Consider the following 24,559-nt stretch of genomic DNA (forward strand, 5'->3'; position numbering starts at 1 on the left):
GGACCTTCCATGGCCACCCGCACCAAAGCCATCATCACCTGCGCGCCCACGGGCGCCATCCACACGCCCAGCATGTCGCCCCACCTGCCCGTGACGGCCGAGCAGATTGCCCGCGCCGCCATCGATGCCGCCGAGGCCGGCGCCGCCATCGTGCACCTGCATGCCCGTGATCCCCGCGACGGACGCCCTTCGCAGGACCCTGAGCTGTTCCGCCCCTTTCTCAAGGCGATCCGTGCCGAGTGCGATGCCATTGTCAACATCACCACGGGCGGCAGCCCGCACATGACGGTGCCAGAGCGCATGCGGCCCGTGACCGAGTTCCAGCCCGAGCTGGCCTCGCTGAACATGGGCTCGATGAACTTCGGCCTGTTCCCCATGCTGGAGCGCTTCCCGAACCTGGAACACGCCTGGGAGCGCGAGCACCTGGAAAACAGCCGCAACCTGGTCTTCAAGAACACCTTTGCCGATATCGAAGGCATCCTGCGGCTGGGCCAGGCCCAGGGCACGCGCTTCGAGTTCGAGTGCTACGACATCAGCCACCTGCACAACCTGGCGCATTTCGTGGACCGGGGGCTGGTGCAGGGGCCCGTGTTCGTGCAGTCGGTGTTCGGCATCCTGGGCGGCATCGGCGGCCACCCGGAGGACCTGATGCACATGCGGCGCACGGCCGACCGCCTGCTGGGCAGCAACTACCAGTGGTCCATCCTGGGCGCCGGGCGCAACCAGCTGCCGCTGGCCACCATGGGCGCGGCCATGGGCTCGCATGTGCGCGTGGGGCTGGAAGACTCTCTGTGGATAGGCCCGGGGCAGCTGGCCACCTCCAGCGCCGAGCAGGTGCGCCGCATCCGCACCGTGCTCGAGGCCCTGAATGTCGACGTCGCCACGCCTGACGAGGCGCGCCGGATGCTGGGCCTCAAGGGTGCGGCCAACGTGGCCTTCTGAATCGCCTTCCCGGGCCAGCCCCCATGCCACCGAACAGGAGACTCCCATGCAGATCGATATCGTCGCCGACCTCAAGACCACGCTGGGCGAAGGCCCGCTGTGGGACGTCGGGCAGCAGCGCCTGTACTGGATAGACAGCTTCGACGGCCGCATCTTCCGCTGCACGGCCGACGGGCGGGAACTGCGCGCCTGGGAAGTCGGCCAGAAGATTGGCTCCATGGCACTGCGCCGCGACGGCCGCTCGGCCCTGGTGGCGCTGCACGGCGGCGTGCACACGCTGGACCTGGAAAGCGGCGAGCTGGAGCTGGTCGTCGCCCCCGAGTCCCACCTTCCCGGCAACCGGCTCAACGACGGCAAGGTGGACCGGCAGGGCCGCTTCGTCTTCGGCTCCATGGACACCCTGGAGGAGCAGCCTTCGGCGCGGCTGTACCGGCTGGACACGGACCTGAGCCTGCATGTGCTGGACGAGGGCATCATCTGCTCGAACGGCCCGTGCTGGAGCCCGGACGGCACGACGCTCTATTTCTCGGACACGTGGAGCGGCGAGATCCGGGCCTACGACTACGACACGGCCACGGGCCATGCCAGCGGCCGCCGGACCTTTGCCCCGGTCGACACCAGCGGTGGCGGCGCGGCCGACGGGGCCACGGTCGATGCCGAAGGCTGCCTGTGGCAGGCCCTGGTGTACGCGGGCCAGCTGGTGCGCTACACGCCGGACGGCCGGGTGGACCGGGTGATAGAGATGCCGGTGCGCAAGGTGACCAGCGTGATGTTCGGCGGGCCCGGGCTCGACACGCTGTACGTCACCTCCATGGGCAAGCCGCCGTTGCCGCGTTTCCCGGGCGACGGCCAGGCCCGTGGCGCGCTGTTCTCCGTCAAGGGGCTGGGCGTGCGTGGCCTGCCCGAGCAGCGCTTCGGCGCCTGAGCGCGGAGCCGGGCATGCAGGCCCGGAGCCTTCGCACCGCAACGCCGCCCGCCCCGCGAAGCGGCGCCTTCATCCACACAACAATGAAACGGCACCCACCGCTGGTGCCCGGGAGACCGCCATGGCCCAGGCCCCGCGCGCTTCGCTGCGCCAGATCCACCGCTATTCATGGGTATCCCTGCTGGTCTGCTGGCTGATCTGGGTACTGAATGCCTACGACCGCGAGATCGTGCTGCGGCTGGGGCCGACCATCTCCCGGCACTTCGGCCTGTCGGCCGACGAATGGGGCACGGTGGCCACCATCGTGATGCTGGCCCTGGCCGTGCTGGACATTCCCGGCGCGATCTGGAGCGACCGCTACGGCGCGGGCTGGAAGCGCGCACGCTTTCAGGTGCCCCTGGTGCTGGGCTATACGGCGCTGTCGTTCGCCTCGGGCTTCAAGGCGCTGAGCGGCAGCCTGGCGGGCTTCGTGGCGCTGCGCGTCGGCGTCAACCTGGGCGCCGGCTGGGGCGAGCCCGTGGGCGTGAGCAACACCGCCGAGTGGTGGCCGGTGGAGCGGCGCGGCTTCGCGCTGGGCGCCCACCACACGGGCTATCCGGTGGGCGCCATGCTCAGTGGCCTGGTCGCCGGCTTTGTGCTGTACGCCTTCGGCGAGGAGAACTGGCGCTATGTGTTCTTTGTCGCGCTGGTCGTCGCCATCCCGCTGATGTGGTTCTGGGCGCGCTACTCCACGCCGCAGAAGATGGAACTGCTGTATGCCGACATCGCCGCCCGGGGCATGACCCCGCCGCAGGCCAGCGTGGCGGCGCAGGTGGAAAAAGGCCAGGCCTGGCGCACCCTGCGCAGCACGCTGACCAACCGCAGCATCGCCCTGACGGCTGGAAACACCCTGCTCACGCAGGTGGTCTACATGGGCATCAACGTGGTGCTGCCCGCCTACCTCTACAACATCATGGGCCTGTCGCTGGCCGAATCGGCAGGCATGAGCGTGGTGTTCACGCTCACCGGCATCCTGGGCCAGTTGGTCTGGCCGGCTCTGTCGGACGTGATCGGGCGCCGCGTCACCCTGGTGATCTGCGGCCTGTGGATGGCCGCCAGCGTGGGCGCCTTCTACTTCGCCGACACCATGGCCCTGGTCGTGGTGATGCAGCTGCTGTTCGGCCTGGTCGCCAATGCGGTCTGGCCCATCTACTACGCGGTGGCCTCGGACTGCGCCCAGCCTGCGGCCACCTCCACGGCCAACGGAATCATCACCACCGCCATGTTCGTGGGCGGCGGCATCGCGCCCGTGCTGATGGGCAGCCTGATCTCCCTGGGCGGCGGCTGGACCAGCCCCGGCGGCTATGCCCTGTGCTTCCTGGTCATGGCCGGCTGCGCGCTGGGCGGCGTGGCCCTGCAGCTGGGCACGCGCGGCAACGCCGCCTCCACCGCCACCGCCTGACTCCGCTTTCATCCACCCATCTTTCCAAGGATTTGCCATGGTCCATCACCCATCGCCCTCCCCTGTTCACGCGCCGCCCGCACGGCCGCAGCCGGCCGCCGGCGACAGGCAGTCGCTGCTCAACGCCCGCATCTTCCGCAGGCTGATGCCGCTGCTGGTGCTGTCCTATGTGATCAGCTTCATAGACCGCACCAATATCGCGCTGGCCAAGTCGCACATCGAGGTGGACCTGGGCATCTCGGCGGCCGCCTACGGCCTGGGCGCGGGGCTGTTCTTCCTGAGCTACGCCCTGCTGGAAGTGCCCAGCAACCTGATCATGCACAGGGTGGGCGCGCGGTTCTGGATCACCCGCATCATGGTGACCTGGGGCCTGCTGTCGGCCGGCATGGCCTTCATCACCGGAGAGACCTCGTTCTACGTGATGCGCGTGCTGCTGGGCGCGGCCGAGGCGGGGCTGTTCCCCGGCGTGATGCTGTACCTGACCTACTGGTTCGGCCGCGAGGAACGGGCCCGCGCCATCGGCTACTTCCTGCTGGGCGTGTGCATTGCCAACATCCTCAGCGGCCCCGTGGGCGGCGCGCTGCTGCAGATGGACGGCTTCCTGGGCTGGCACGGCTGGCAATGGATGTTCGTGATCGAGGGCCTGCCCGCCGTGGCCCTGGCCTGGGTGGTCTGGAAGAAGCTGCCAGACGGCCCGGCCAGCGCACCCTGGCTGACGGCCGCCGAATCGCGCGAGGTACTGCAACGCCTGCAGGCCGAGCAGGACCAGCAGGCCAGCGCCGGCCAGGTGGGCCACTCGCTCCGGGACTGCCTGCGTGACCGCCAGATCTGGCTGGCCATCCTTGTCTACTTCTGCCACCAGATCAGCATCTATACGGTGATCTTCTTTCTGCCGGGCATCATCGGCACCTACGGCCAGCTCTCGCCGCTGCAGATCGGCACGCTCAACTCCGTGCCCTGGATCGCAGCGGCCATCGGTGCGGCCTGGCTGCCGCGCTTTGCCACCCACCCGCAGCGCTGCCGGCGCATGCTGCTGGCGGGCCTGGGCACCATGGCCGCCGGCCTGCTGCTGGCGGCGCTGGCGGGCAAGGCCTCGCCCGCGCTGGGGCTGCTGGGCTTCAGCCTCACGGCGCTGATGTTCTTCGTGGTGCAGTCCGTCGTCTTCCTGTTCCCGGCCTCGCGGCTGGCGGGTGCGGGGCTGGCGGGCGGCATTGCCCTGGTCAATACCTGCGGCCTGGTGGGCGGCTTCATCGGCCCCACCGTGATGGGAATGATCGAACAGGCCACGGGCAGCACGCGCAACGGCCTGTTCATCATGGCGGGCCTGCTGGTGGTGGCCGCCCTGGCATCCACCCGGCTGCGCCAAGGTCAGGAGACACGGTGATGACAGCGCTTTTGCCACGGCAGGCCGCGCTGTAGGCCAATCTCCTGTATGCGGGCCTGCCGGCTGCCCGCCAGCGCGTCCCGGACCTTGGCAAGCGGTTTTGCGGCGCTAGGATGGACCGAACTCCATTTAGCGGCCCCCTGCGCCATGACCGACACAGCGACCGACAGCTCCCCCACGCCGGCCTCCAAGCCCACACCCCGCCCGCCGCGCCGCCGCTGGCTGCGCATCCTCGTGTGGATGGTCTCGGCCCTGGTGCTGCTGCTGGCGCTGGTCGTGGTCCTGATTGCCACCTATGACTGGAACCGCGCCAGGCCCTGGATCAATGAGCGGGTCAGTGAAAGCACCGGCCGGCATTTCGCGATTGAAGGCGACCTGCGGGTGCAATGGAACTGGCCCCAGCCGCTGGACCAGGGCTGGCGTCACTGGATTCCTGGCGTCACCGTCCAGGCCGAGCAGCTGACCCTGGGCCAGCCCGAAGGCTGGCAGGTGGAGCAGGAGCCGGCCAAGGGCAGTGGCGAGCTGCCTGCCCTGCCTGCGCCGCCCGACCAGTTGAACAAGGGCCGCCTGCCCGAGGAGAAAGCCAAGGAACAGCCCAGGGGAAAGGCGAAGGACAAGGGCACGGACAAGGACGAAGGCAAGGACAAGGACTCGCAGGCCAGCCCTTCCGCGCCCAGTATCGACAGCGACAGCATCGTCCTGGCCGACGAAAAAATGGCCCCTCCCCCGCGCGACGCCGCCACCATGGCCACGGCAGCCCGCGCCACGGCCAGCCTGCGGCTGTGGCCGCTGCTGGGCCGGCACGTGCTGCTGGACCATCTGCAGCTCGAAGGGCCTGACCTGGTCTTTGCACGGCGCAAGGACGGCAGCAACAACTGGACTTTCAAGCGCCCCGGGTCCACCGGTCCGCGCTGGCGCTTCCAAGTGACGCAATTGAGCCTGCGCGGCGGCCTGGTGGGCTGGAGCGATGGCGTGCGCCAGATGGCGGTGCGCGCACGCCTGGACAGCCTTGTACGGCCGCCCAGTCCAGACTTTCCGTATGGCATGCGCGTCGGCCTGACCGGCCGCATCGCCAAGGCCACGGTCGAGGCCCAGGGCCTCATCGGCCCCGTGCTGGACCTGCAAAGCGAGCAGGCACGCTTTCCGGTCAAGCTGTGGGCCCATGCGGGCAGCCTGCGCGCACGGGCCGAGGGCATTCTCGACAATCCCAGGGCACTCAAGGGCATGGACCTGCAGGTGCACCTGCGCGGCTCCAGCATGGCCGACCTGTTCCCACTGACCGGCCTGCTGCTGCCGCGCACACCGCCCTTCGACACCAACGGCCATCTGGTCGGCAGCCTGCAGCCCGGCCGCGCCGAGTGGGACTACGAAAACTTCGAGGGCCGCGTGGGCCAGAGCGATCTGCGCGGCTCGCTGCATTACGCATCCGGCAAGCCCCGGCCCAAGCTCAGCGGCGAACTGGCATCGCGCAAGCTGCGCCTGGCCGACCTGGGGCCGGTGGTAGGAGCACCGTCCACCAGGCAGGACCAGAAAAGCCGGCAGGCGGCCAGCGGCAAGACCCTGCCCACGCAGCGCTTTGACACCAGCAAGTGGAATGCCATGGATATGGATGTGCACTTCCAGAGTGACCGCATCGAGCGTCCCCAGGCCCTGCCCATCGAGAACTTCAGCGTACATGCCGTCATGGACAACGGCGTGCTGCGCCTGGCGCCGCTGCGCTTCGGCATGGCCAAGGGCAAGCTGGACCTGCAGGCCATGGTGGACAGCGGCGCCAAGCCGCCCAAGGCCAACCTCCAGGGCAAGGTCCAGGGGCTGCAGCTGTCGGCCCTGTTCCCCGAGATCGAATTGATGAAGAAAAGCCTGGGCAGCATGGATGGCGCCATCGCCCTGGAGGGCCGAGGCCAGTCCATGGCCGAATGGCTGGGCACCAGCTCCGGCGACATGCGCCTGTATGTGCGCGACGGGCGCTTCAGCAAGCAACTGCTGGACCTGGCCGCGCTCAACCTGGGCAGCGTGGTGGTGACCAAGCTGTTCGGTGCCGACAAGGAAGTCCAGCTCAACTGCGCCGTGGCCGACCTGTCCGTGCAGAACGGCCTGGCACGCACGCGCAACGTCAAGTTGGCGACGCCGGAGGCGATCGTGGAGGCCACAGGCCAGATCAGCCTGGCGCAGGAGACCATGGATCTGCACATCAAGCCCGAATCGCTGAAGTGGAAGTTCTTCTCGCTGCGCACGCCCCTGTATGTGCGCGGCAGCTTCGCCAACCCCAAGGTGGGCGTGGAGCCCGGCCCGCTGCTGCTGCGTGCGGGCGCGGCCGTGGCCGCCGCCGTGGTGGCGCCCGCCGCCCTGGCCCTGGTGCCGCTGACGGTGCCGGCTGCCGAGGAAGATGCGCAATGCCAGCGCCTGCTGGCAGACGCCGGCAAGAAGTAGGAAGGCCTGCCCGGCCTTCAGCTGCAGCGCGCCCTGGGGACGCCACGAATGGCCGTCCCCAGGCGCTGGCCAGCAAGACCATGATCACCGCGCGCCTATGTGAGCCGGGGCTTGGGCCAGCGTGCAGTCTGGCAAGAGTGGCAACGCCGACCGTGCGAGCCATCAGTACCATGAGGGCCACAGCCGTTGCGAACGGCGGCGGCGCACAGTGCATATGACCCGCCCCGCTGTAGCAGGCCATGCATTGCGTATTTCCCCTTAGCCCCATCGCGGCGCAGACCGTTGATTTCGCTTAACCTTCGCCGTTAACCCGCTTTTGCCGTGCCCAGCCCTTCTCCCATGTCCTCCAAAGTCCAGTTCCGCCTGCGCGTATACAACGACAGCACCATTGCCATCGGACCCGGCAAGGTGCAGTTGCTCGAATCCATCGCCGAGGCGGGCTCCATCTCGGCCGCAGCCCGCTCGCTGGGCATGTCGTACCGGCGCGCCTGGGTGCTCGTGGACGAGATGAACCGCGCGCTGCAGACGCCGGCCGTCAACACCAGCGCAGGCGGCGCCCATGGCGGCGGCGCCTCGCTCACGGCCACGGGCGAGGCCATCGTCAGGCATTACCGCTCCATAGAAACCACGTCGCGCATGGCGGCTGCGGCCGATATCGCAGCGCTGACGCGCCTGCTCAATCCCCAGGGCACCGCCAGCGCATGAGCGATGCCGCCGCGCAAGCCATAGGCTGCCGCCCCATCGGCCATGTGCGCAGCCGCTTCACCGATCCGGTGGGCATGCCCATACAGACGGCAGGCGCGGCCGACGAGGCAGGCCGCGTGGAGCTGCTGCCCGAGTTCGAGGCCGGGCTGCGCGACATCGAAGGCTTTGACTACCTGATCCTCATCACCCACCTGCACCAGGCCGTGGAAAAGCTGGAAGTCGTGCCCTTCATGGACGACAGCAGCCACGGCGTGTTCGCCACGCGCGCCCCGGCGCGGCCCAACCGGCTGGGCCTGTCCATCGTGCGCCTGGTGCGGCGCGAAGGACTGCTGCTGCATTTCCTGGGCAACGACATGCTGGACGGCACGCCCGTGCTCGATATCAAGCCCTACGTGCCCAGGCTGGATGTGCGCCAGACCGAGCGCATAGGCTGGTTCGGCAAGCGTATCGACCAGATGCCCGACATCCGCGCCGACGCCCGCATGGCCTGAGCCTGCTTCGGCAGCCGCAGCAACGGCAACAGCCCTCAGTGGAAATTGCGGCTCGCCACGCCGGCGCCGCCCAGGCGGCCCAGCCAGCGGCTCATGTCGCGGGCGCGGTGCACGATGAGATGGCGCACGGCGGGCACCTCCTGGCTGGCCTGCTCTGCAGGCACTGACTCGCCGCAGTCCTTGCCGCCGCCCCAGTCAGAGCTGCTTTGCCAGATGCCCTCGACCGCCAGCAGCCGCGCGCCCAGCAAGGGCTCGCCCCAGCGCGTGACGGTATCGGGCCAGACCACCAGGTTGACCGTGCCCGTCTCGTCCTCCAGCGTGATGAAGACCGTGCCCTTGGCCGTGGGCGGGCGCTGGCGCACGGTGACGATGCCGCAGGCCCGCACGCGCATGCCCGCCAGCGTGTCGCGCAGCTCCAGCGCCGTGCGCAGTCCGTGGCGGCGCAGGCGGTCACGCAGCAGGGCCAGCGGATGGCGGCGCAGGCTCAGGCCCGTGGCCGCGTAGTCGAACAGGATTTCCTCGCCCTCGGGCGCGGCGGCCAGTTGCACGGGCGCCTCGTGCACGGGCACGCCCGCGAACAGCGGGGGCTGCACCTGCAGGGCCGCCGCATCCCACATCTGCTGGCGGCGGTGGCCTGACAGGCCCTGCAGCGCATCGGCCGCCGCCAGGGCCTGCAGCTCGGCGCGCTGCAGCCGGGCGCGCAGGGCCAGGTCCTCGGTGCTCCTGAACGGCGCCTGCGCTCGGACCTGGGCCACGCGCTCGCCCGAAGTCTTTGGCAGCTGCGCCACCATGCACAGACCCAGGCGCACGGCCGGCTGCGGCAGCTCGACGCCGGCAATGCGCTCGTGCGGTGCCTCCAGCGTGCAGTCCCAGTCGCTGTGGCGCACATCGACGGGCAGCACGCGCACGCCGTGGCGGCGCGCATCCTGGATCAGTTGCGAGGGGGTGTAGAAGCCCATGGGCTGGGCATTGAGCAAGGCCATGAGGAAACAGGCCGGCTCATGGCGCTTGAGCCAGGCGCTGGCATAGGCCAGCATGGCGAAGCTGTAGGCATGGCTTTCTGGGAAGCCGTATTCGCCAAAGCCCAGCATCTGGCGGAAGATGGCCTGGGCAAATTCGGCGCTGTAGCCGTTGGCCAGCATGCCGTCTATCAACGGACGCTCGAAGCGGTGCACGCCGCCCTTGCGCCGCCAGGCCGCCATGGAGCGGCGCAGCTCGTCGGCATCGCCCGCCGAGAAGTTCGCCGCGATCATGGCGATCTGCATCACCTGCTCCTGAAAAATGGGCACGCCCAGCGTGCGCTTGAGCGCCTTCTCGAGCGCAGGCTTTTCCAGAACCAGCTCGCCGCCCTGCCGCCGACGCTCGCGCGCCTGAAGATAGGGATGGACCATGCCGCCCTGTATGGGGCCGGGCCGCACGATGGCGACCTCGACCACCAGGTCGTAGAACTCGCGCGGCTGCAGCCGGGGCAGCATGCTCATCTGCGCCCGGCTCTCGATCTGGAAGGTACCCACGGTGTCGGCGCGGCAGATCATGTCGTAGGTGGCCGGGTCGTCCTTGGGGATGTCGGTCAGCTCCCAGCGCGGGCCGCGCAGCGCGGCGCGCGCGTGCAGGCTGCCGCGCAGCACGGTGAGCATGCCCAGGGCCAGCACATCGACCTTGAGCAGCTTCATGGTGTCCAGATCGTCCTTGTCCCACTGGATGACCGAGCGGCCCTGCATGGCGGCCGGCTCCACGGGCACCAGCCGCGTCAGCGGCCCGTCGGTCAGCACAAATCCGCCCACATGCTGGCTCAGGTGGCGCGGGCTGTCGCGCAGCTGCAGGGCCAGCTCCAGCCACAGCCGCGCACGCTGGGGCGACAGTTGCGGGCAGTCGTCGCCCAGCCGCTCGCGCAGCCGGGCCAGGCGCAGCAGCTTGGAGCGCACCCAGCCCAGGGCGGGGTCATCGGGTTCGGGCTCCGGCTCGGCCGCTTCGTCCTCGGCATCGCTGAACCAGTGGTGCTGCCGGGCCATGGCGTCGATCAGCACCGCATCCACGCCCAGGGCCTTGCCCGCGTCGCGCAGTGCGCCACGCGTGCGCCAGCAGCTGACCACGGCCGTCAGCGCCGCACGGCCGCGGCCGTATTTTTCGTAGATGTACTGGATGACGGTCTCGCGCCGCGCGTGCTCGAAGTCCACGTCGATATCTGGGGGCTCGCTGCGCTCGCGGCTGATGAAGCGCGCCATCAGCAGCGTGGTCTTGTTCGGGTCCACGGCCGTGATGCCCAGGCAATAGCAGACGGCCGAGTTCGCGGCCGAACCACGGCCCTGGCACAGGATGCCTTCGCTGCGCGCATAGCGCACGATGTCGTGCACGGTGAGAAAGTACATCTCGTAGCGGCATTCGGCGATCAGCTCCAGCTCATCCTTCAATTGCTTGGCGACCGATTCGGGAATGCCTTGCGGATAGCGCCCCGCCGCTCCCTGCCAGGTATGCCAGGCCAGGGTCTGGCGCGCGTCCATGCCGGGAAGCACGCTTTCCTGCGGATAGTGGTAGCTGATCTCACTGAGCTTGAAATCGCAGCGCGCGGCAATCTGCAAGGTTGCATCCAGCATGGCGCGCGGATAGATGCCGCCCAGCCGCAAGCGTGAGCGCAGATGGCGCTCGGCATTGGGATGCAGCTCGAAGCCGCATTCGGCCACCGTGCAGCCCAGGCGCAGCGCCGTCACCAGGTCCTGCAGCGGCTTGCGCGAGCGCGCATGCATGTGCACGTCGCCGCATGCCACGCAGGACAGGCCCATTAACCCTGCCACGTCCTGCAGGCTTTGCAGCCACAGGCTGTCGTCGGGCGCCAGCAGCAGCTCCACGCCCAGCCAGCAGCCCGGCCCCAGCTGCGCCACGGTGGCCTGCACGGCCTGGGCGATGGCGGGCACATCGCCGGCTGGAAGCAGCTCACGCTGTGGCAGGACAATGCATTCGCAGCCTTCACGCAGCAGATGCCAGGGGCTGTTGGTATCGACCAGGTACTGGCCCTTTTCGGCACGGGCGCGCGCCGCGCTGATGAATTCGCAGAGGTTGCCCCAGCCGTTCAGATCGCGCGCCAGCGCCACCACGCGCAGCGGGCCCCAGGCGAATTCGCTGCCATGGATCAGGGCCATCTCGCAGTCGCGTGCAGCCTCGAAGGCCCGCACGGCGCCGGCCACCGAGCATTCGTCGGTCAGGGCCAGCGCCTGGTAGCCCAGGGCCTTGGCGCGCTGCACCAGTTGGGCCGGCGAAGAGGCGCCGCGCAGAAAGCTGAAGTTCGACAGGCAGTGCAGCTCCGCATAGCCGGGCAGGCCCGGGCCCGATGCCATGCCGGACACCGGCCCGGTGGCCTGGGGCGGGGGCTGCAGCCGCTGCAGCTGCGGGGGCGGCGGCTCCAGCAGGATGTCCTGTTCAGCCATAGATGCCTTGCGCAAACCAGGCGGCGGGCGACAGCAGGGCCGGCATGCCTGGCAGCCGCTCCGATGCAGGCGCGCGCTCGCGGTAGATCCAGACATGGCCGACAGCCGCGTTGCTGGCCACGAAATAGTCACGCACGGCCAGCGCCGCATCGGCCTGCGGCTCTCCCCACCAGCCGGCCTCCAGCCGATAGGGGCCGGCCAGCAATTGCAGCGGCCCCTGCCAGCAAGGGCGGCTGCCCTGCAGGAGCAGGGGCTGGGGCGGATCAAGCAGCCAGGGCGGCAGCAGGCCCTGCCAGGGGTTGGCCGCCTTGCGCGCGTGCGCGGGCCGCCGCGGTGCCTGCGGGGTCTGCAAGGCCTCGCAGGCCGGGGTCCAGCGCTGCATGGCCTCGGGCCGGTGGTCCGATTGCAGCTGCGCCACCCGTACGCCCTGCGCGCCACGGCGGGCCGAGACGCGCTCCACCCATTCATGCCAGGCCATGCCGCTGGCCGCGCCTGCCCCATCTGCCGCGCCTGCCGCCTCGCCCAGCGGCGCCGGACCGGGCGCGGCCGGTGGCAGGCAACTGCCGGCATCGGCCGCGAAAGGCGCGGTGTCCAGCGCCACCAGCTCCAGCATGTCCGCAGGCGCGCGCCAGGGCGTGCGGGCCAGGCGTTCGCGCAGCAGGCGCTCCATGTGCTCCAGCGCCTGGGCGGGCCGGGCCGTGCGGATGTCCAGCGCTTCCCAGGCCGGCAGTTGCGTGCCGTCCACGCGCCGCAGATCGTGGTGCCAGCGCAGTTGCAGGCCCAGCACGCCCTGGTGGCGGGCCTGCAGCCAGGCCTGCAGCGCGCGCAGCAGGGGCCGGGCGGCCTGCAGCAGGGCCTGGGCGTCGCTGGCCGGATAGCCCAGGTCGGCGCGCAATGCAAAGTGCTCGGGCAGCTCCAGCCAGTCCAGCGCATGGGGGCTGCTGCCATAGGCCTGGTCCAGCGCCAGCAGGGCCGGCAGCCCGATGCGCCGCGCCAGGCCCGCGCGCGGCAGGGCGCGCAGCTCGCCCCAGCGGCGGCAGCCCATGCGCTCCAGGGCCGGCGCATGCGGCTCCAGTGCGGGCAGTGTCCAGATGGGCAGTGCGTCGGCAGGCGGCCAGGGCTGGCGCGAATCCGTGCCCTGCATGCGCCAGCGCAGCCGGGCCAGCGCCTGCCAGGCCGTGGCGGCCCGGGCCCAGACCGGCATCTGCGGGCTGCCTGCCTGCCCTGTGTCAGGCTGCTGTTCACGCAGAGCGCGCAGCAGGCCCAGCAGCATGGACTGGCGGCCGCCCCACAGGCGCTCCACGCTGCCCACCTCCATCAGCGCCACGGCCTGCCCTGCGCCCTGCCAGACGGCCACGCGCGGCGTCCAGCGCAGGGCCCACCAGGCCTGCTGCGCGCAGGCACTGCCTTTGCCATCACTGTCGCCGTTGCCCTGGCCATCGCCCTGCGCGGCATGCAGCGGCCAGGCAATCCAGTGCAGTGCTTGGTTCGGCTGTGCCATGGCATCTCATCCCAGGGTGTGCGCTGCCGCCTGCAGGGCGGGCGCCTCGGCGGGCAGCAGTTGCCCGTGTCCATGAAGCCAGCGCTGCGCCTCGCCCGCCTGCCGGGTGCGCCGCAGGGCCTGGGCCTGCAGCACGTCCTGCCAGGCCCAGTGGTGCAGCGGCAGTTTCAAGGGATGCTCCAGCGCAGGCCCCCGGCGCTTGAGCAACTGCACGCGCAGGCAGGCTGGCGTACCGCCTTCGCCCGGCACCCCCAGCTCGGTCTCCACGCGCAGCCGCAGCGGCGCAGGCGAGGCCACCGTCTGCAGGGAGGCCGAGGCCTCGCGCCACAGCCACAGAATGCGCCCCTGCGCAGCGGCCGCCCATTGCAGCCGGCGCAGCGTGGCCATGGGCAGACCGGCCGGCAGCCAGGCCAGCACGGCCAGCACGTCGCGGCAGCGCAGTGCCTGCTCACAGACCCAGGCCAGCCCTGCCCCATCGCCTGCCGGGTGGGCGCCGGGGTGGGTGCCGGGGTGGGTATCGGCCTCCACGCAGCACAGCCGGTGCGCCGCCACGCCCGCCGCTTCCAGTCCCGGTGCAAAAGGCCTGCAAGGCGGCGCCACCAGCACCACCTGGCCCGCGCTGCGCTGCATCAGGGCCGCCAGGCCCGGCAGCAGCAGCGGCCATTCGGCATGGCCATGGGCGGGCTGCAGCAGCTCGACCATGGCGCCCAGCGGCCAGCCCCCGCCCGGCAATTGCGCATCCAGCAGCGCATGGCCCGAAGGCTGGACGCGCTGCTGCAGCGCCTGCTGCCAGCCATCGCCACGCCACACGCCCTGCAACTGAGGCAGCACACGCGCCGCGCCCGCCATGGGGGCGGGCTGCGCAGGTTGGGAGGCGTGGGGCGTGGTCATGGGGAAAATTTCAAATACTGTATGAATATACAGCACTCTTGATTTCCAAGAGATCCACGGATGTAAAAAAAGCCGGGCAAGCCCGGCTGTCTCAGTGCGCAGCTGTTGCCGCTGCCCCACCCGGCGGCGGCGTGGCGTCGATCTGCATGCAGGCTTCGCACCATTGCGCGACCGCCGTGTCCACGGCGTGGGTGCGGGCGTTGATGGCGGGCCAGCGGCGCAGGCAGGCGTTGACGATGGCCTGCAGCTGCCACAGGGCCTCGCGGCTGAGCAGGGCCAGCTCGCTCATGCCCTGCACGTCGTCCTTGAGGTAGGCCAGCAGGTCGGTCTGCTGGTTCGGGTGCAGGCCGGCCTCGGCCAGCTGCTTTTGCAGGCTGCCGATGCTGGAGTCGATGTAGACGGCCGCCTGGTGGTCGGGCATGGCCTGCCAGCGCTCGGGAAAGGCCTGGCTGAACGTGTCCCACATCTGGAAGGCGGCCGACAGCGCTGCCACGCTGTGCGTGACCTCGGCCTGCAGCGGCGGCAGCGGCGTGCCCGGCGAGATCTCGTCGTACAGCAGCGGCAGCAGGATGCCGACCAGATCGGCCGGATAGCGGCGGTGGTTCATGCGCAGCATCAGCGACAGGCGCTGGCCGGGCAGGTCCTGGAATTTGTCGAAGAAGGCCGAGACCACCTCGGCCAGCAACAGGATCCGGCCCATTTTGGAGATGGCTTCGCCATGCACGCCGCGCGGATAGCCCGTGCCGTCCATGCGCTCGTGGTGCTCGAGCACGGCCATTTCCACGTCCTGCGAATACGCGCCCGCGCCCCGCATGATGAGCATGCCCGTGACCGAGTGCGCCACCAGGTGCTTGCGCTCGGCGCCCGTGAGCCGGTAGTTGGGATCGGTCCAGGCCGGGTCCATGTAGAGCATGCCCACATCGTGCAGCAGGGCCGCCGTGGCCAGCGGGCCGCATTCACGCTCGCTCCATTCGCTTTGCAGCGCCAGGTAGACGGCCACCAGCATCATCTGCAGGCTGTGGGCGAACAGCTCGGGGCGCTGCTCGCGCATGACCGTGAGCTTGAAGGCGATCTGCGGCGGCAGCACCATCAGGCGCAGCGGCGCCAGTAGCCGGTCCGTGCCGCCCAGCGACTGCACCAGGCGGCGCATCAGGTCCACGGTCTCGCACTGCACCATGGCCTGGGCCTCGATGGCCAGCACGTCCACGCGGTTGTCCACGCCCAGGTGCTTGTCGATGGGGTCGCGCAGCTTGTGCTTGACCAGGCGCTCGTACATGTTGCTGTCGATGCGCGCGCCCTTGTCCACGAGCTTGACGCCCTTGTCGTTGAAGATGGGCTCGCCGGTCACCACGTTGCAATGCTCGGCCATGTCGGTGACGGCGCGCAGGAAATGCACGCCCTCGTCCTTCCATCCCTGCGCTGTCGGTGGATTGCGCACGGCCGCGACATCCGTCATAGAGGCTCCCATTGGCTCGAAATCTGAAATATAAGCAAAAGAGCCCGCGCAAGGCGGGCTCTCGTCGCGCAGGCCTGCACCAGGCAGGCACTGCACAGCACGGCAACATCAGCGAATCAGCGTCACGCCGGTCTTGGACTGGATGTCCTCGAAGCTCACTTCGGGGGCCAGTTCCACGAGCTTCAGGCCCTGCGGCGTCACGTCCATCACTCCCAGGTCGGTGATGATACGGTCCACCACGCCCACGCCGGTCAAAGGCAGAGTGCAGGCGGGAAGAATTTTGAGGTCGGTCGTGCCGTCCTTCTTCTTTGCCACATGCTCCATGAGCACGATGACGCGCTTGACGCCCGCCACCAGGTCCATGGCGCCGCCCATGCCCTTGACCATCTTGCCGGGAATCATCCAGTTGGCCAGGTCGCCCTTCTCGGACACCTGCATGGCGCCCAGGATGGACAGGTTGATCTTGCCGCCGCGGATCATGGCGAACGACTGGTCGCTGCCGAAGATGGACGAGCCGGCAATCGTCGTCACGGTCTGCTTGCCGGCGTTGATCAGGTCGGCGTCCACGGCATCCTCGGTCGGGAAGGGGCCGATGCCCAGCATGCCGTTCTCGGACTGCAGCCACACTTCCTTGTCACCCGTGTGGTTGGCCACCAGGGTGGGAATGCCGATGCCCAGGTTGACGTAGAAGCCGTCTTCGAGTTCTTGGGCCGCGCGGGCGGCCATCTGGTCTTGGGTCCACGGCATGGTCAGGCTCCTTGTTTTTCTGTGATGGTGCGCTTTTCGATGCGCTTTTCGGGGTTCGGGTTGTGCACGATGCGGTGCACGTAGATGCCGGGCAGGTGGATGTCGTCCGGTGCGATCTCGCCGACCTCGACCACCTCCTCCACTTCCACGATGCAGACCTTGCCGGCCGTGGCGGCGGCAGGGTTGAAGTTGCGCGCCGTCAGGCGGAACTGCAGGTTGCCGCTCTTGTCGGCACGGTGGGCCTTGACCAGGGAGACATCGGGCACGAGCGAGCGCTCCATCACATAGGTCTCGCCGTCGAATTCGCGCAGCTCCTTGCCCTCGGCCACCATGGTGCCCACGCCGGTCTTGGTGAAGAAGGCGGGAATGCCGGCGCCGCCTGCGCGCAGCTTCTCGGCCAGCGTGCCCTGGGGCGTGAATTCCAGCTCCAGCTCGCCGGCCAGGTACTGGCGCTCGAACTCCTTGTTCTCGCCCACATACGACGAGATCATCTTCTTGATCTGGCGCGTCTCCAGCAGCTTGCCCAGGCCAAAGCCGTCCACGCCCGCGTTGTTGGAAATCACCGTCAGGCCCTTGACGCCGCTGTCACGCAGCGCGTCGATCAGGGCCTCGGGAATGCCGCACAGGCCGAAGCCTCCCACAGCCAGCAATTGCCCGTCGGCCACGACGCCCTGGAGCGCCTGCTCCGCAGAGGGGTAGAGCTTTTTCACACATGTCTCCTTCAGATTGGATGCGCTACGATACTACGTACTTGCATAAGTAGTTCTTCGTAAAGATTTGCCCATGGATATAGATTACAGGCTGGCGTTCGAGGCCGCCCCCGTCGGTCTCGTGATCTCGCGCAACCGCACCATGATCGACTGCAACCGCCAGGTCTGCGAGATGTTCGAGGCCTCGCGCGAGGTGCTGATCGGCCAGACCTTCCAGATCCTCTACCCCAGCGCCGACGAGTATGAGCGGCTGGGCGCGCGCATCGCGCCCATTCTCAATGCAAGGGGCTTTTATTCGGACAACCGCATCATGAAGCGCGCCAACGGCGAAACGTTCTGGTGCCATGTCACGGGCCGCACGCTGGACCGCAGCGACCCGCATGCCTCGGGCATCTGGAGCTTCGAGGACCTCAGCGCCCAGCGCCCCGTCAAGGCCGAACTCACGGGGCGCGAGCGCGAGGTGGCCGCCCGCCTGCTGGAAGGCCTGACCTCCAAGGAAATCGGCCGCGCCCTGGCCATCAGCCACCGCACGGTGGAGATCTACCGCGCACGGCTGATGCGCAAGTACGGCGCCTCCACGGCCGCCGATCTGGTCCACAAGCTGGTCTCTGGCTGACAGGGCGACGGCCTACACGGGCCGTATCCGCCCGCGCAACACAATGCCTTGGCAAAAAGCATGCCCGGCACGACGCAGGCGGGGTGCGGTGAAATTTTTTGGCTATGGCGCAGTTGAGATTTGCCAATCGCCAAAGCCTTGCCGCATCCATAGAACGAAACAACAATAAAAGCAATTCGATAGCACGCAGCTATTGATTTTCCAAGCGCCGCGCTGCCTGCGTGCAAGCCGGCGCCGCTACCACCCCTCGATCAAGGAGAGACCATGACCCACAAGCTCACCACCGCCGCAGGTGCCCCGGTTGCCAACAACCAGGACTCGCTCACGGCCGGCCCGCGTGGCCCGATGCTGCTGCAGGACCTGTGGCATCTGGAAAAAATGGCCCACTTCAACCGCGAAGTGATTCCCGAGCGCCGCATGCACGCCAAGGGCTCGGGCGCCTTCGGCACCTTCACCGTGACGGGTGACATCACGCGCTACACCCGCGCCAAGGTGTTCTCCGACATCGGCAAGCAGACCGAAGTGTTCGCGCGCTTTTCCACCGTGGCCGGCGAACGCGGCGCGGCCGACGCCGAGCGCGATATCCGCGGCTTCGCCGTCAAGCTCTATACCGAGGAAGGCAACTGGGACCTGGTGGGCAACAACACGCCGGTGTTCTTCTTCCGCGACCCGCTCAAGTTCCCGGACCTGAACAAGGCCGTCAAGCGCGACCCCTACACCAACCTGCGCTCGCCCGAGAACAACTGGGACTTCTGGACCGGCCTGCCCGAGGCGCTGCACCAGATCACCATCGTCATGAGCGACCGGGGCATTCCGCGCGGCTACCGCCACATGCATGGCTTCGGCTCGCATACCTACAGCTTCATCAACGCCAGCAACGAGCGCCACTGGGTCAAGTTCCACTGGGTCTGCCAGCAGGGCATAGAGAACTTCACCGATTCCGAGGCGGCCTCCGTCGTCGCCTCCGACCGTGAAAGCAGCCAGCGCGACCTGCTCGAGGCCATCGACCGCGGCGAGTTCCCTCGCTGGAAGCTGTGCGTGCAGATCATGCCCGAGCATGAAGCCGAGACCTACCGCTTCCACCCCTTCGACCTGACCAAGGTCTGGAGCAAGAAGGACTACCCGCTGATCGAAGTGGGCGTGATGGAGCTCAACCGCAACCCGCGCAACTACCACGCCGATGTGGAGCAGGCCTCGTTCACGCCGGCCAACCTGGTGCCGGGCATCGGCCCCTCGCCCGACCGCATGCTGCAGTCGCGCCTGTTCTCGTACGGCGATGCCGCGCGCTACCGCCTGGGCGTGAACCACCACCAGATCCCCGTGAACGCGCCGCGCTGCCCCTACCACGCCTACCACCGCGACGGCGCCATGCGCGTGGACGGCAACTACGGCGGCACCATCGCCTACGAGCCCAACACCAAGGGCGAGTGGCAGGAGCAGCCGGCCTTCGCCGAGCCGCCGCTGGCCCTCAACGGCGCGGCCGACCGCTGGAACTACCGCGAGGACGATGCCGACTACTTCACCCAGCCCGGCGACCTGTTCCGCCTGCTCACGCCCGATGCGCAGCAGCGCCTGTTCGAGAACACGGCGCGCAACATCGCCGGTGTGTCCGAGCACATCGTGCAAAAGCACATAGCGCACTGCACCCAGGCCGACCCGGCCTACGGCAAGGGCGTGGCCGATGCCATCGCCCGCCAGAAGGCCGGCACGCTCTGACCGGCTGACGCCCACGGCAAAACGCCCCCGAAACTTCGGGGGCGTTTTTCATGGCGCGCCCTGCCCTCAGGCCACGGCCTTGAAGGCGGGAAGCTTGTCGCCCAGCCGCTTGCCCATCTCCGTGCCCAGGGCCTGCAGGCCGCTCATGGGGCGCACCATGACCTCGAATTCCCGGATCAGCCCCTGCTCGTCGAAGCGGATGAAGTCGATGCCCTTGAGGTTCTTGCCGCCCACGCTGGCGCTGAACTCCAGCACCACGTCCAGGCCGTCATCGCTGGCCATCTGGCGGTGGTAGGTGAAGTTCTCGAAGACCTGGACCACAGTGGACAGCGCCAGCATCAGCGCGGCTGCCGAGGCATAGGGCGTGTTGGCCATGGGCGAGCGGAACACTGCATCGGGATGGACGATGGTGTGCAGCTCGCCCAGGTCGCTGGCGGCAACCATGCGATGCCACAGCTCCAGGGAGCGGGCGACTGCGGGATGGGCGTTCTTCGGGGGCTGGGACATGCTTGTCTCCTGGTGGTTGAGGTGGAAAACGGAATCGGGCGGCGCCCTCAAAGGCTGGCCGCCAGCGTGGTGCCTTGCAGGATGGCGCGCTTGGCGTCGAGTTCGGCCGCCACGTCGGCGCCGCCGATCAGGTGCACGCTGCAGCCCGCCGCGCTCAGGGCCGCATGCAGCTCGCGCTGCGGCTCCTGGCCCGCGCAGAGCACGACGTTGTCCACCTCCAGCAGTTGCGGCTGGCCGTCCACGGTGATGTGCAGGCCGGCGTCGTCGATGCGCTCATAGGCCACGCCCGAGCCCATGGCCACGCTGCGTGCCTTCAGCGAGGTACGGTGTATCCAGCCCGTGGTCTTGCCCAGCTGGTCGCCCACCTTGGTGGACTTGCGCTGCAGCAGGTGCACGCGGCGCGGCGAGGGCTGGGCCTGCGGCTGCGCCAGGCCGCCGGCCTGGGCGTAGTCCGTGTCTATGCCCCACTCCGCATAGAACTTGCGGGGCGCCACGGCGCCGCTGTCGCCGGCATGGGTCAGGTACTCGGCCACATCGAAGCCGATGCCGCCCGCGCCGATGATGGCCACGCGCTCGCCCACGGGCCTGTCGCCCTGCAGCACGTCCAGGTAGCCGAGCACCTTGGGATGGTCCACGCCGTCGATGGCGGGAAGGCGCGGCCGTATGCCCGTGGCCAGGACGATCTCGTCATAGCCGCCCTCGATGAGCTGGGCAGCCTCCACGCGGTGGCCCAGTCGCAGCGCCACGCCGCCCAGCTCCAGCTGGCGGCGGAAGTAGCGCAGCGTCTCGTGGAACTCCTCCTTGCCGGGCACCTTCTTGGCAATGTTGAACTGCCCGCCGATCTCGCTGGCCGCATCGAACAGCGTCACCGCATGGCCGCGCTGCGCGGCGGTGACGGCAAAGCTCAGGCCCGCCGGGCCGGCGCCCACCACGGCGATGCGCTTGGCGGCGGGCGCGGGCGCAATCACCAGCTCGGTCTCATGGCAGGCGCGCGGGTTGACCAGGCAGGAGGTGATCTTGCCGCCAAAGGTATGGTCCAGGCAGGCCTGGTTGCAGGCAATGCAGGTGTTGATCTCGTCGGCCCGGCCCTGGCGTGCCTTGCGTACGAAGTCGCCATCGGCCAGCAGCGGCCGGGCCATGGAGACCATGTCGGCATAGCCCTCGGCCAGCAGGCGCTCGGCCACCTCGGGCGTGTTGATGCGGTTGGAGGTGATCAGCGGGATGCCCACCTGCCCCATCACGCGCTGCGTGACCCAGGCATAGGCGGCGCGCGGCACCTTGGTGGCGATGGTGGGGATGCGCGCCTCGTGCCAGCCTATGCCCGTGTTCAGCAGCGTGGCGCCCGCGGCCTCGATGGCCTGGGCCAGCGCGATCACTTCCTCCAGCGTGGAGCCGCCCTCCACCAGGTCCAGCATGGACAGGCGGTAGATGATGATGAAGTCCCGCCCCACGCGCTGGCGCGTGCGCCGCACGATCTCCACCGCAAAGCGCATGCGGCCCGCGTAGCTGCCGCCCCATTCGTCATCGCGGTGGTTGGTGCGCGCCGCAATGAACTCGTTGATCAGGTAGCCCTCCGAGCCCATGATCTCCACGCCGTCGTAGCCCGCATGCCGGGCCAGGGCTGCGCAGCGCACGAAGTCCTCGATGGTCTGCTCCACCTCGTCGCCCGTCAGCGCATGCGGCACGAAGGGGTTGATGGGCGCCTGCAGCGCGCTGGGCGCCACCAGCCCGGGCTGGTAGGCGTAGCGGCCGAAGTGCAGGATCTGCATGGCGATCTTGCCGCCCTCGGCATGGACGGCCTGCGTGACGATGCGGTGCTGGTCCGCCTCGTGCTCATTGACCATCATGGCGCCGCCCTTCATGGGCCGGCCGCGCTCATTGGGGGCGATGCCGCCCGTGACGATCAAGCCCACCTCGCCGCGCGCGCGCTCGGCGTAGAAGGCGGCCATGCGCTCGAAACCGTTGGGCGCCTCTTCCAGGCCCACGTGCATGGAGCCCATGAGCACGCGGTTTCTGAGCGTGGTGAAGCCCAGGTCCAGTTCGGCATTCAGGTGGGGGTAGTGGGTCATGCCTGTCTCGCTTTTTTATGCAACTGATTGCATGAATGTAGTCAGCCTCCTTTATTTATGCAACTGGTTGCGCAAAAAATTGCAGAAATGACTGCAGCGCTTGGCCGCGCCTCCATGCAGGCCCGTAAGATGGCGCCCAGCGCCAGTCCCTTTGTTGCCGATGTCCCTGCCACACGCCCTTCTCACTGCCTTGGTCGAGCACCCCTGCTCGGGCTCGGAACTTGCCGAGCGCTTCGACCGCTCCATCGGCTATTTCTGGAACGCCACGCACCAGCAGATCTACCGCGAACTCGCCCGGCTGGAAGAGGCGCAATGGATAGAGGCCCTGCCCGCCGAATCCGGCCGGGGCCGCAAGCGCCAGTACCGCATCCTGCCCACGGGCCGCAAGGAGCTCAAGCGCTGGGTGGCCGAGCAGGAAGACCCCAAGCCGCTGCGCGAGGAATGGATGGTCCGCCTGCGTGCCGAGGCGGTGGTGGGGCCCTGCGGACTGCAGGACGAAGTGCAGCGGCTGCTGGCACTGCACCAGGCGCAGCTGGACGTCTACCAGCGCCTGGAGCAGCGCGATTTCCTGGACAAGCCGCCCACGCGCGAGCGGCGGCTGCAGCACCTGGTGCTCAAGGCCGGCATACAGCAGGAGCAGCTGTGGATAGGCCTGCTGCAGGAAGCCCGGGAGATCCTGGACATGCCGGCCAGGCCCTGAGGAACGGTTGCGACGACTGAGACTGCCGAGACGGCTGAGAAGGTCGCGACGGCCGCCTCAGCCCTTGTTCAAGCCGTGCAGCGCCAGCCCCGGCGCCTCCAGCCGGGCACGCAGAATGCGCCCGTGCGTGGAGTCCGTCACATGCAGCGTGCGGCGGTCCGCGCCGCCAAAGGCCAGGTTGGTGAGCGAGCTTCCCGGCACGCCACGCAGCACCTGCACGGGCTCGGCGCGGTGGTTGAGCACCCACACCAGGCCCAGGCCCGGGTTGGCCACCAGCAGCCGGCCCTGGTCATCCACGGCCAGCCCGTCGGGACCGCTGGGGCCGTAGGAGGTGAAGAACTGCCCCACCTTGGCCACGCTGCCATCGGGCAGCAGGGGCACGCGCCAGACGCAGTTGCCGCGCGTCACGGCCAGGTAGAGCACGCGGCCATCGGGCGACAGCGCCACGCCGTTGGGGCTGGGCACGTTGGCCAGCAGCAGGTCCAGCCGGCCGTCCGGCCGCAGGCGGTACAGGCGGCCGCTGGGGTCGTGCAGGCCGCTCTGGCCCTGGTCGGTGAAGTAGAGGTTGCCTTCGGCATCGAAGACCAGGTCGTTCACGCCCTTGAAACGCTCGCTGTTGCGCCGCTGCAGATAGGGGCTGACGCGCCCCGTGGCCACCTCCAGGCACATCAGGCCGTTCTTGTAGTCGGTGATCAGCAGCGTGCGCTCGTCAAGGAACTTCATGCCGTTGGGCTCGCCGTCGTACTCGGCCACCAGGGTCCAGGCGCCTTGCGGATCGATGCGGAAGACGCGGCCCCAGGGAATGTCGGCCACGTACAGGTTGCCGGCGCCGTCGAACACCGGCCCCTCGAGGAAGGAGTCGGTGACGGCGCCGCCCCGGTTGGCATCGGCCCACTCGCTGCGCTCGGGGCGGCGCAGGGCGTCGGGCATGGCGGTGAACGATTCGAGTTCGCAGACCTGGGGGGCTTGCAGCAGGAACATGGTGCTTGTCTTTCTCGGGATTTCAGGGGATGGCGCTGAAGCCGTACAGGCGCGCTGGATTGTCGACCAGGATGCGGTCCATGGCCTCGTCCGTGCCCGCCCAGGCCTGCAGCAGATCGACCAGATCGGCATCGTCGACGGAGCCCGGCGCCTCGGTGGTGTGCGGCCAGTCGCTGCCCCAGACCAGGCGCTCGGGTGCGGCGCGCACCAGGTCGCGGCCCAGCGGCAGCGTGTCGGCATAGGAGGGGGCGCCCACCGATGAACGCATATAGGCGCCGGAGAGCTTGACCCAGGTATTGCCGCCATCGAGCAGCCGGCGCAGCGCGGCATGGGCCGCGCCCTCCACGCCCTGCATGCCCGCGGCCGGGTCGATGCGACCCAGGTGGTCCACGACCAGGGGCACGGGCAGCGCGCCCAGCACGGGCTCCAGCGCCACCAGCTGTTCGGGCTGCACGAAGACCTGCACATGCCAGCCCAGCCGTGCGACCCGGTGCGCCAGCGTGACCAGCATGTGGGCCGTGGTCTCGCCCCAGGACTGCGGCGAGACAAAGTTCACGCGCAGCCCGCAGACACGGTGCGTGGCCAGCCGGTCCAGCTCGGCATCGGCCACGTCGTGGGCGACCACGGCCACGCCGCGCGCATCATCGCCCAGGCGCTCCAGCGCATCCAGCGTGCAGGCGTTGTCCGTGCCATAGGTCGAGGGCGTGACCACCACGGCGCGCGAGGTGCCCAGGCGCCGCTGCAGTTGACGGTACATGGCCACGTCGGCCTGCGGAGGCGTGCGCGGCCAGTGCGGCGACGGCGCAAAGCGCGCATCGAAGATGTGCATGTGGCTGTCGCAAGCCAGGGGCGGCAGCGTGCGCGCAGGCCTGCTCGTGCCGGCCGAGTGCGGCACGGCCATGGCGATGTCGGTCATGCCCATGCG

General features: G+C 68.9%; 20 protein-coding genes. 10 read left to right on the forward strand and 10 right to left on the reverse strand.

Features of this window, described 5'->3' with window-relative positions; translation table 11 throughout:
- The first annotated feature begins 9 nt into the window (after nucleotides 1–9).
- The 7 genes from ACF8ME_RS06895 to tsaA all read left to right on the forward strand — a co-directional run bounded on the left by ACF8ME_RS06895 (nucleotide 10) and on the right by tsaA (nucleotide 8,318).
- Nucleotides 10–942 carry a 3-keto-5-aminohexanoate cleavage protein gene (locus ACF8ME_RS06895; protein ID WP_046988027.1) on the forward strand — a complete coding sequence of 311 codons (933 nt, stop codon included), beginning with the start codon at nucleotides 10–12 and terminating at the stop codon, nucleotides 940–942.
- A 46-nt stretch (nucleotides 943–988) separates the two neighbouring features.
- A complete protein-coding gene (locus ACF8ME_RS06900; RefSeq protein ID WP_392415807.1) occupies nucleotides 989–1,867 on the forward strand; it encodes an SMP-30/gluconolactonase/LRE family protein in 879 nt (292 codons plus the stop codon).
- 121 nt (nucleotides 1,868–1,988) lie between these two features.
- The gene (locus tag ACF8ME_RS06905) at nucleotides 1,989–3,308 is read left to right on the forward strand and encodes an MFS transporter (RefSeq protein ID WP_392415809.1); all 1,320 of its coding nucleotides are present in this window, start codon (nucleotides 1,989–1,991) and stop codon (nucleotides 3,306–3,308) included.
- Nucleotides 3,309–3,345: 37 nt separating this feature from the next.
- Nucleotides 3,346–4,692 (forward strand): MFS transporter, encoded by a 1,347-nt coding sequence (locus ACF8ME_RS06910; RefSeq protein ID WP_017403840.1) that lies wholly within the window; start codon nucleotides 3,346–3,348, stop codon nucleotides 4,690–4,692.
- A gap of 147 nt (nucleotides 4,693–4,839) precedes the next feature.
- Complete coding sequence (locus ACF8ME_RS06915; RefSeq protein WP_392415810.1) at nucleotides 4,840–7,122, forward strand: AsmA family protein; 2,283 nt, start codon at nucleotides 4,840–4,842, stop codon at nucleotides 7,120–7,122.
- Between the two features lie 339 nt (nucleotides 7,123–7,461).
- Nucleotides 7,462–7,827, forward strand: a complete 366-nt coding sequence (locus tag ACF8ME_RS06920; RefSeq protein WP_016446251.1) for a winged helix-turn-helix domain-containing protein — start codon at nucleotides 7,462–7,464, stop codon at nucleotides 7,825–7,827.
- A complete protein-coding gene (gene tsaA / locus ACF8ME_RS06925) occupies nucleotides 7,824–8,318 on the forward strand; it encodes a tRNA (N6-threonylcarbamoyladenosine(37)-N6)-methyltransferase TrmO (protein ID WP_016451588.1) in 495 nt (164 codons plus the stop codon). The genes ACF8ME_RS06920 and tsaA overlap by 4 nt, the downstream gene beginning before the upstream one ends.
- 35 nt (nucleotides 8,319–8,353) lie before the next feature.
- On the opposite strand, the gene ACF8ME_RS06930 is transcribed toward tsaA, so the two are convergent.
- From ACF8ME_RS06930 to ACF8ME_RS06955, 6 genes are all read right to left on the reverse strand, one after another.
- Entirely contained in the window at nucleotides 8,354–11,740 is a 3,387-nt protein-coding gene (locus tag ACF8ME_RS06930) for an error-prone DNA polymerase (protein WP_392415811.1), read from the reverse strand.
- Nucleotides 11,733–13,241, reverse strand: coding sequence for a DNA polymerase Y family protein (locus tag ACF8ME_RS06935; protein ID WP_046987828.1), 1,509 nt, complete (start codon nucleotides 13,239–13,241; stop codon nucleotides 11,733–11,735). The genes ACF8ME_RS06930 and ACF8ME_RS06935 overlap by 8 nt, the downstream gene beginning before the upstream one ends.
- A 6-nt stretch (nucleotides 13,242–13,247) precedes the next feature.
- A complete protein-coding gene (gene imuA, locus ACF8ME_RS06940) occupies nucleotides 13,248–14,132 on the reverse strand; it encodes a translesion DNA synthesis-associated protein ImuA (RefSeq protein ID WP_154834157.1) in 885 nt (294 codons plus the stop codon).
- Nucleotides 14,133–14,223: 91 nt separating this feature from the next.
- On the reverse strand, nucleotides 14,224–15,588 hold the full coding sequence (locus ACF8ME_RS06945) for an HD-GYP domain-containing protein (RefSeq protein WP_016446256.1): 1,365 nt from the start codon (nucleotides 15,586–15,588) through the stop codon (nucleotides 14,224–14,226).
- Between the two features lie 108 nt (nucleotides 15,589–15,696).
- The gene (locus ACF8ME_RS06950) at nucleotides 15,697–16,335 is read right to left on the reverse strand and encodes a 3-oxoacid CoA-transferase subunit B (RefSeq protein ID WP_012206068.1); all 639 of its coding nucleotides are present in this window, start codon (nucleotides 16,333–16,335) and stop codon (nucleotides 15,697–15,699) included.
- 2 nt (nucleotides 16,336–16,337) lie between these two features.
- Entirely contained in the window at nucleotides 16,338–17,045 is a 708-nt protein-coding gene (locus ACF8ME_RS06955) for a CoA transferase subunit A (RefSeq protein ID WP_016446257.1), read from the reverse strand.
- Nucleotides 17,046–17,118: 73 nt separating this feature from the next.
- Between ACF8ME_RS06955 and ACF8ME_RS06960 the strand changes: the two genes are divergently transcribed.
- Nucleotides 17,119–17,661 carry a PAS and helix-turn-helix domain-containing protein gene (locus ACF8ME_RS06960; protein ID WP_016446258.1) on the forward strand — a complete coding sequence of 181 codons (543 nt, stop codon included), beginning with the start codon at nucleotides 17,119–17,121 and terminating at the stop codon, nucleotides 17,659–17,661.
- Nucleotides 17,662–17,925: 264 nt separating this feature from the next.
- Complete coding sequence (locus ACF8ME_RS06965; RefSeq protein ID WP_016446259.1) at nucleotides 17,926–19,377, forward strand: catalase; 1,452 nt, start codon at nucleotides 17,926–17,928, stop codon at nucleotides 19,375–19,377.
- Nucleotides 19,378–19,443: 66 nt separating this feature from the next.
- Here ACF8ME_RS06965 and ACF8ME_RS06970 read toward each other — a convergent pair whose 3' ends face one another.
- Together ACF8ME_RS06970 and ACF8ME_RS06975 are read right to left on the reverse strand one after the other, a co-directional pair.
- On the reverse strand, nucleotides 19,444–19,884 hold the full coding sequence (locus ACF8ME_RS06970) for a nuclear transport factor 2 family protein (RefSeq protein WP_016446260.1): 441 nt from the start codon (nucleotides 19,882–19,884) through the stop codon (nucleotides 19,444–19,446).
- A gap of 47 nt (nucleotides 19,885–19,931) precedes the next feature.
- On the reverse strand, nucleotides 19,932–21,953 hold the full coding sequence (locus ACF8ME_RS06975; protein WP_061288150.1) for an NADPH-dependent 2,4-dienoyl-CoA reductase: 2,022 nt from the start codon (nucleotides 21,951–21,953) through the stop codon (nucleotides 19,932–19,934).
- A 160-nt stretch (nucleotides 21,954–22,113) separates the two neighbouring features.
- Here ACF8ME_RS06975 and ACF8ME_RS06980 point away from each other — a divergent pair, with 160 nt between their 5' ends.
- Complete coding sequence (locus tag ACF8ME_RS06980) at nucleotides 22,114–22,653, forward strand: PadR family transcriptional regulator (protein WP_016446262.1); 540 nt, start codon at nucleotides 22,114–22,116, stop codon at nucleotides 22,651–22,653.
- Nucleotides 22,654–22,710: 57 nt separating this feature from the next.
- Here ACF8ME_RS06980 and ACF8ME_RS06985 read toward each other — a convergent pair whose 3' ends face one another.
- Nucleotides 22,711–23,634: an SMP-30/gluconolactonase/LRE family protein gene (locus tag ACF8ME_RS06985; protein WP_016451554.1), complete on the reverse strand. Its 924-nt coding sequence runs from the start codon at nucleotides 23,632–23,634 to the stop codon at nucleotides 22,711–22,713.
- 22 nt (nucleotides 23,635–23,656) lie between these two features.
- Nucleotides 23,657–24,556: an amidohydrolase family protein gene (locus ACF8ME_RS06990; RefSeq protein WP_392415813.1), complete on the reverse strand. Its 900-nt coding sequence runs from the start codon at nucleotides 24,554–24,556 to the stop codon at nucleotides 23,657–23,659.
- Nucleotides 24,557–24,559 lie beyond the last annotated feature (3 nt).

It is taken from the genome of Delftia sp. WSY_7, from assembly GCF_043104845.1.
Classification (GTDB): domain Bacteria; phylum Pseudomonadota; class Gammaproteobacteria; order Burkholderiales; family Burkholderiaceae_C; genus Comamonas; species Comamonas tsuruhatensis.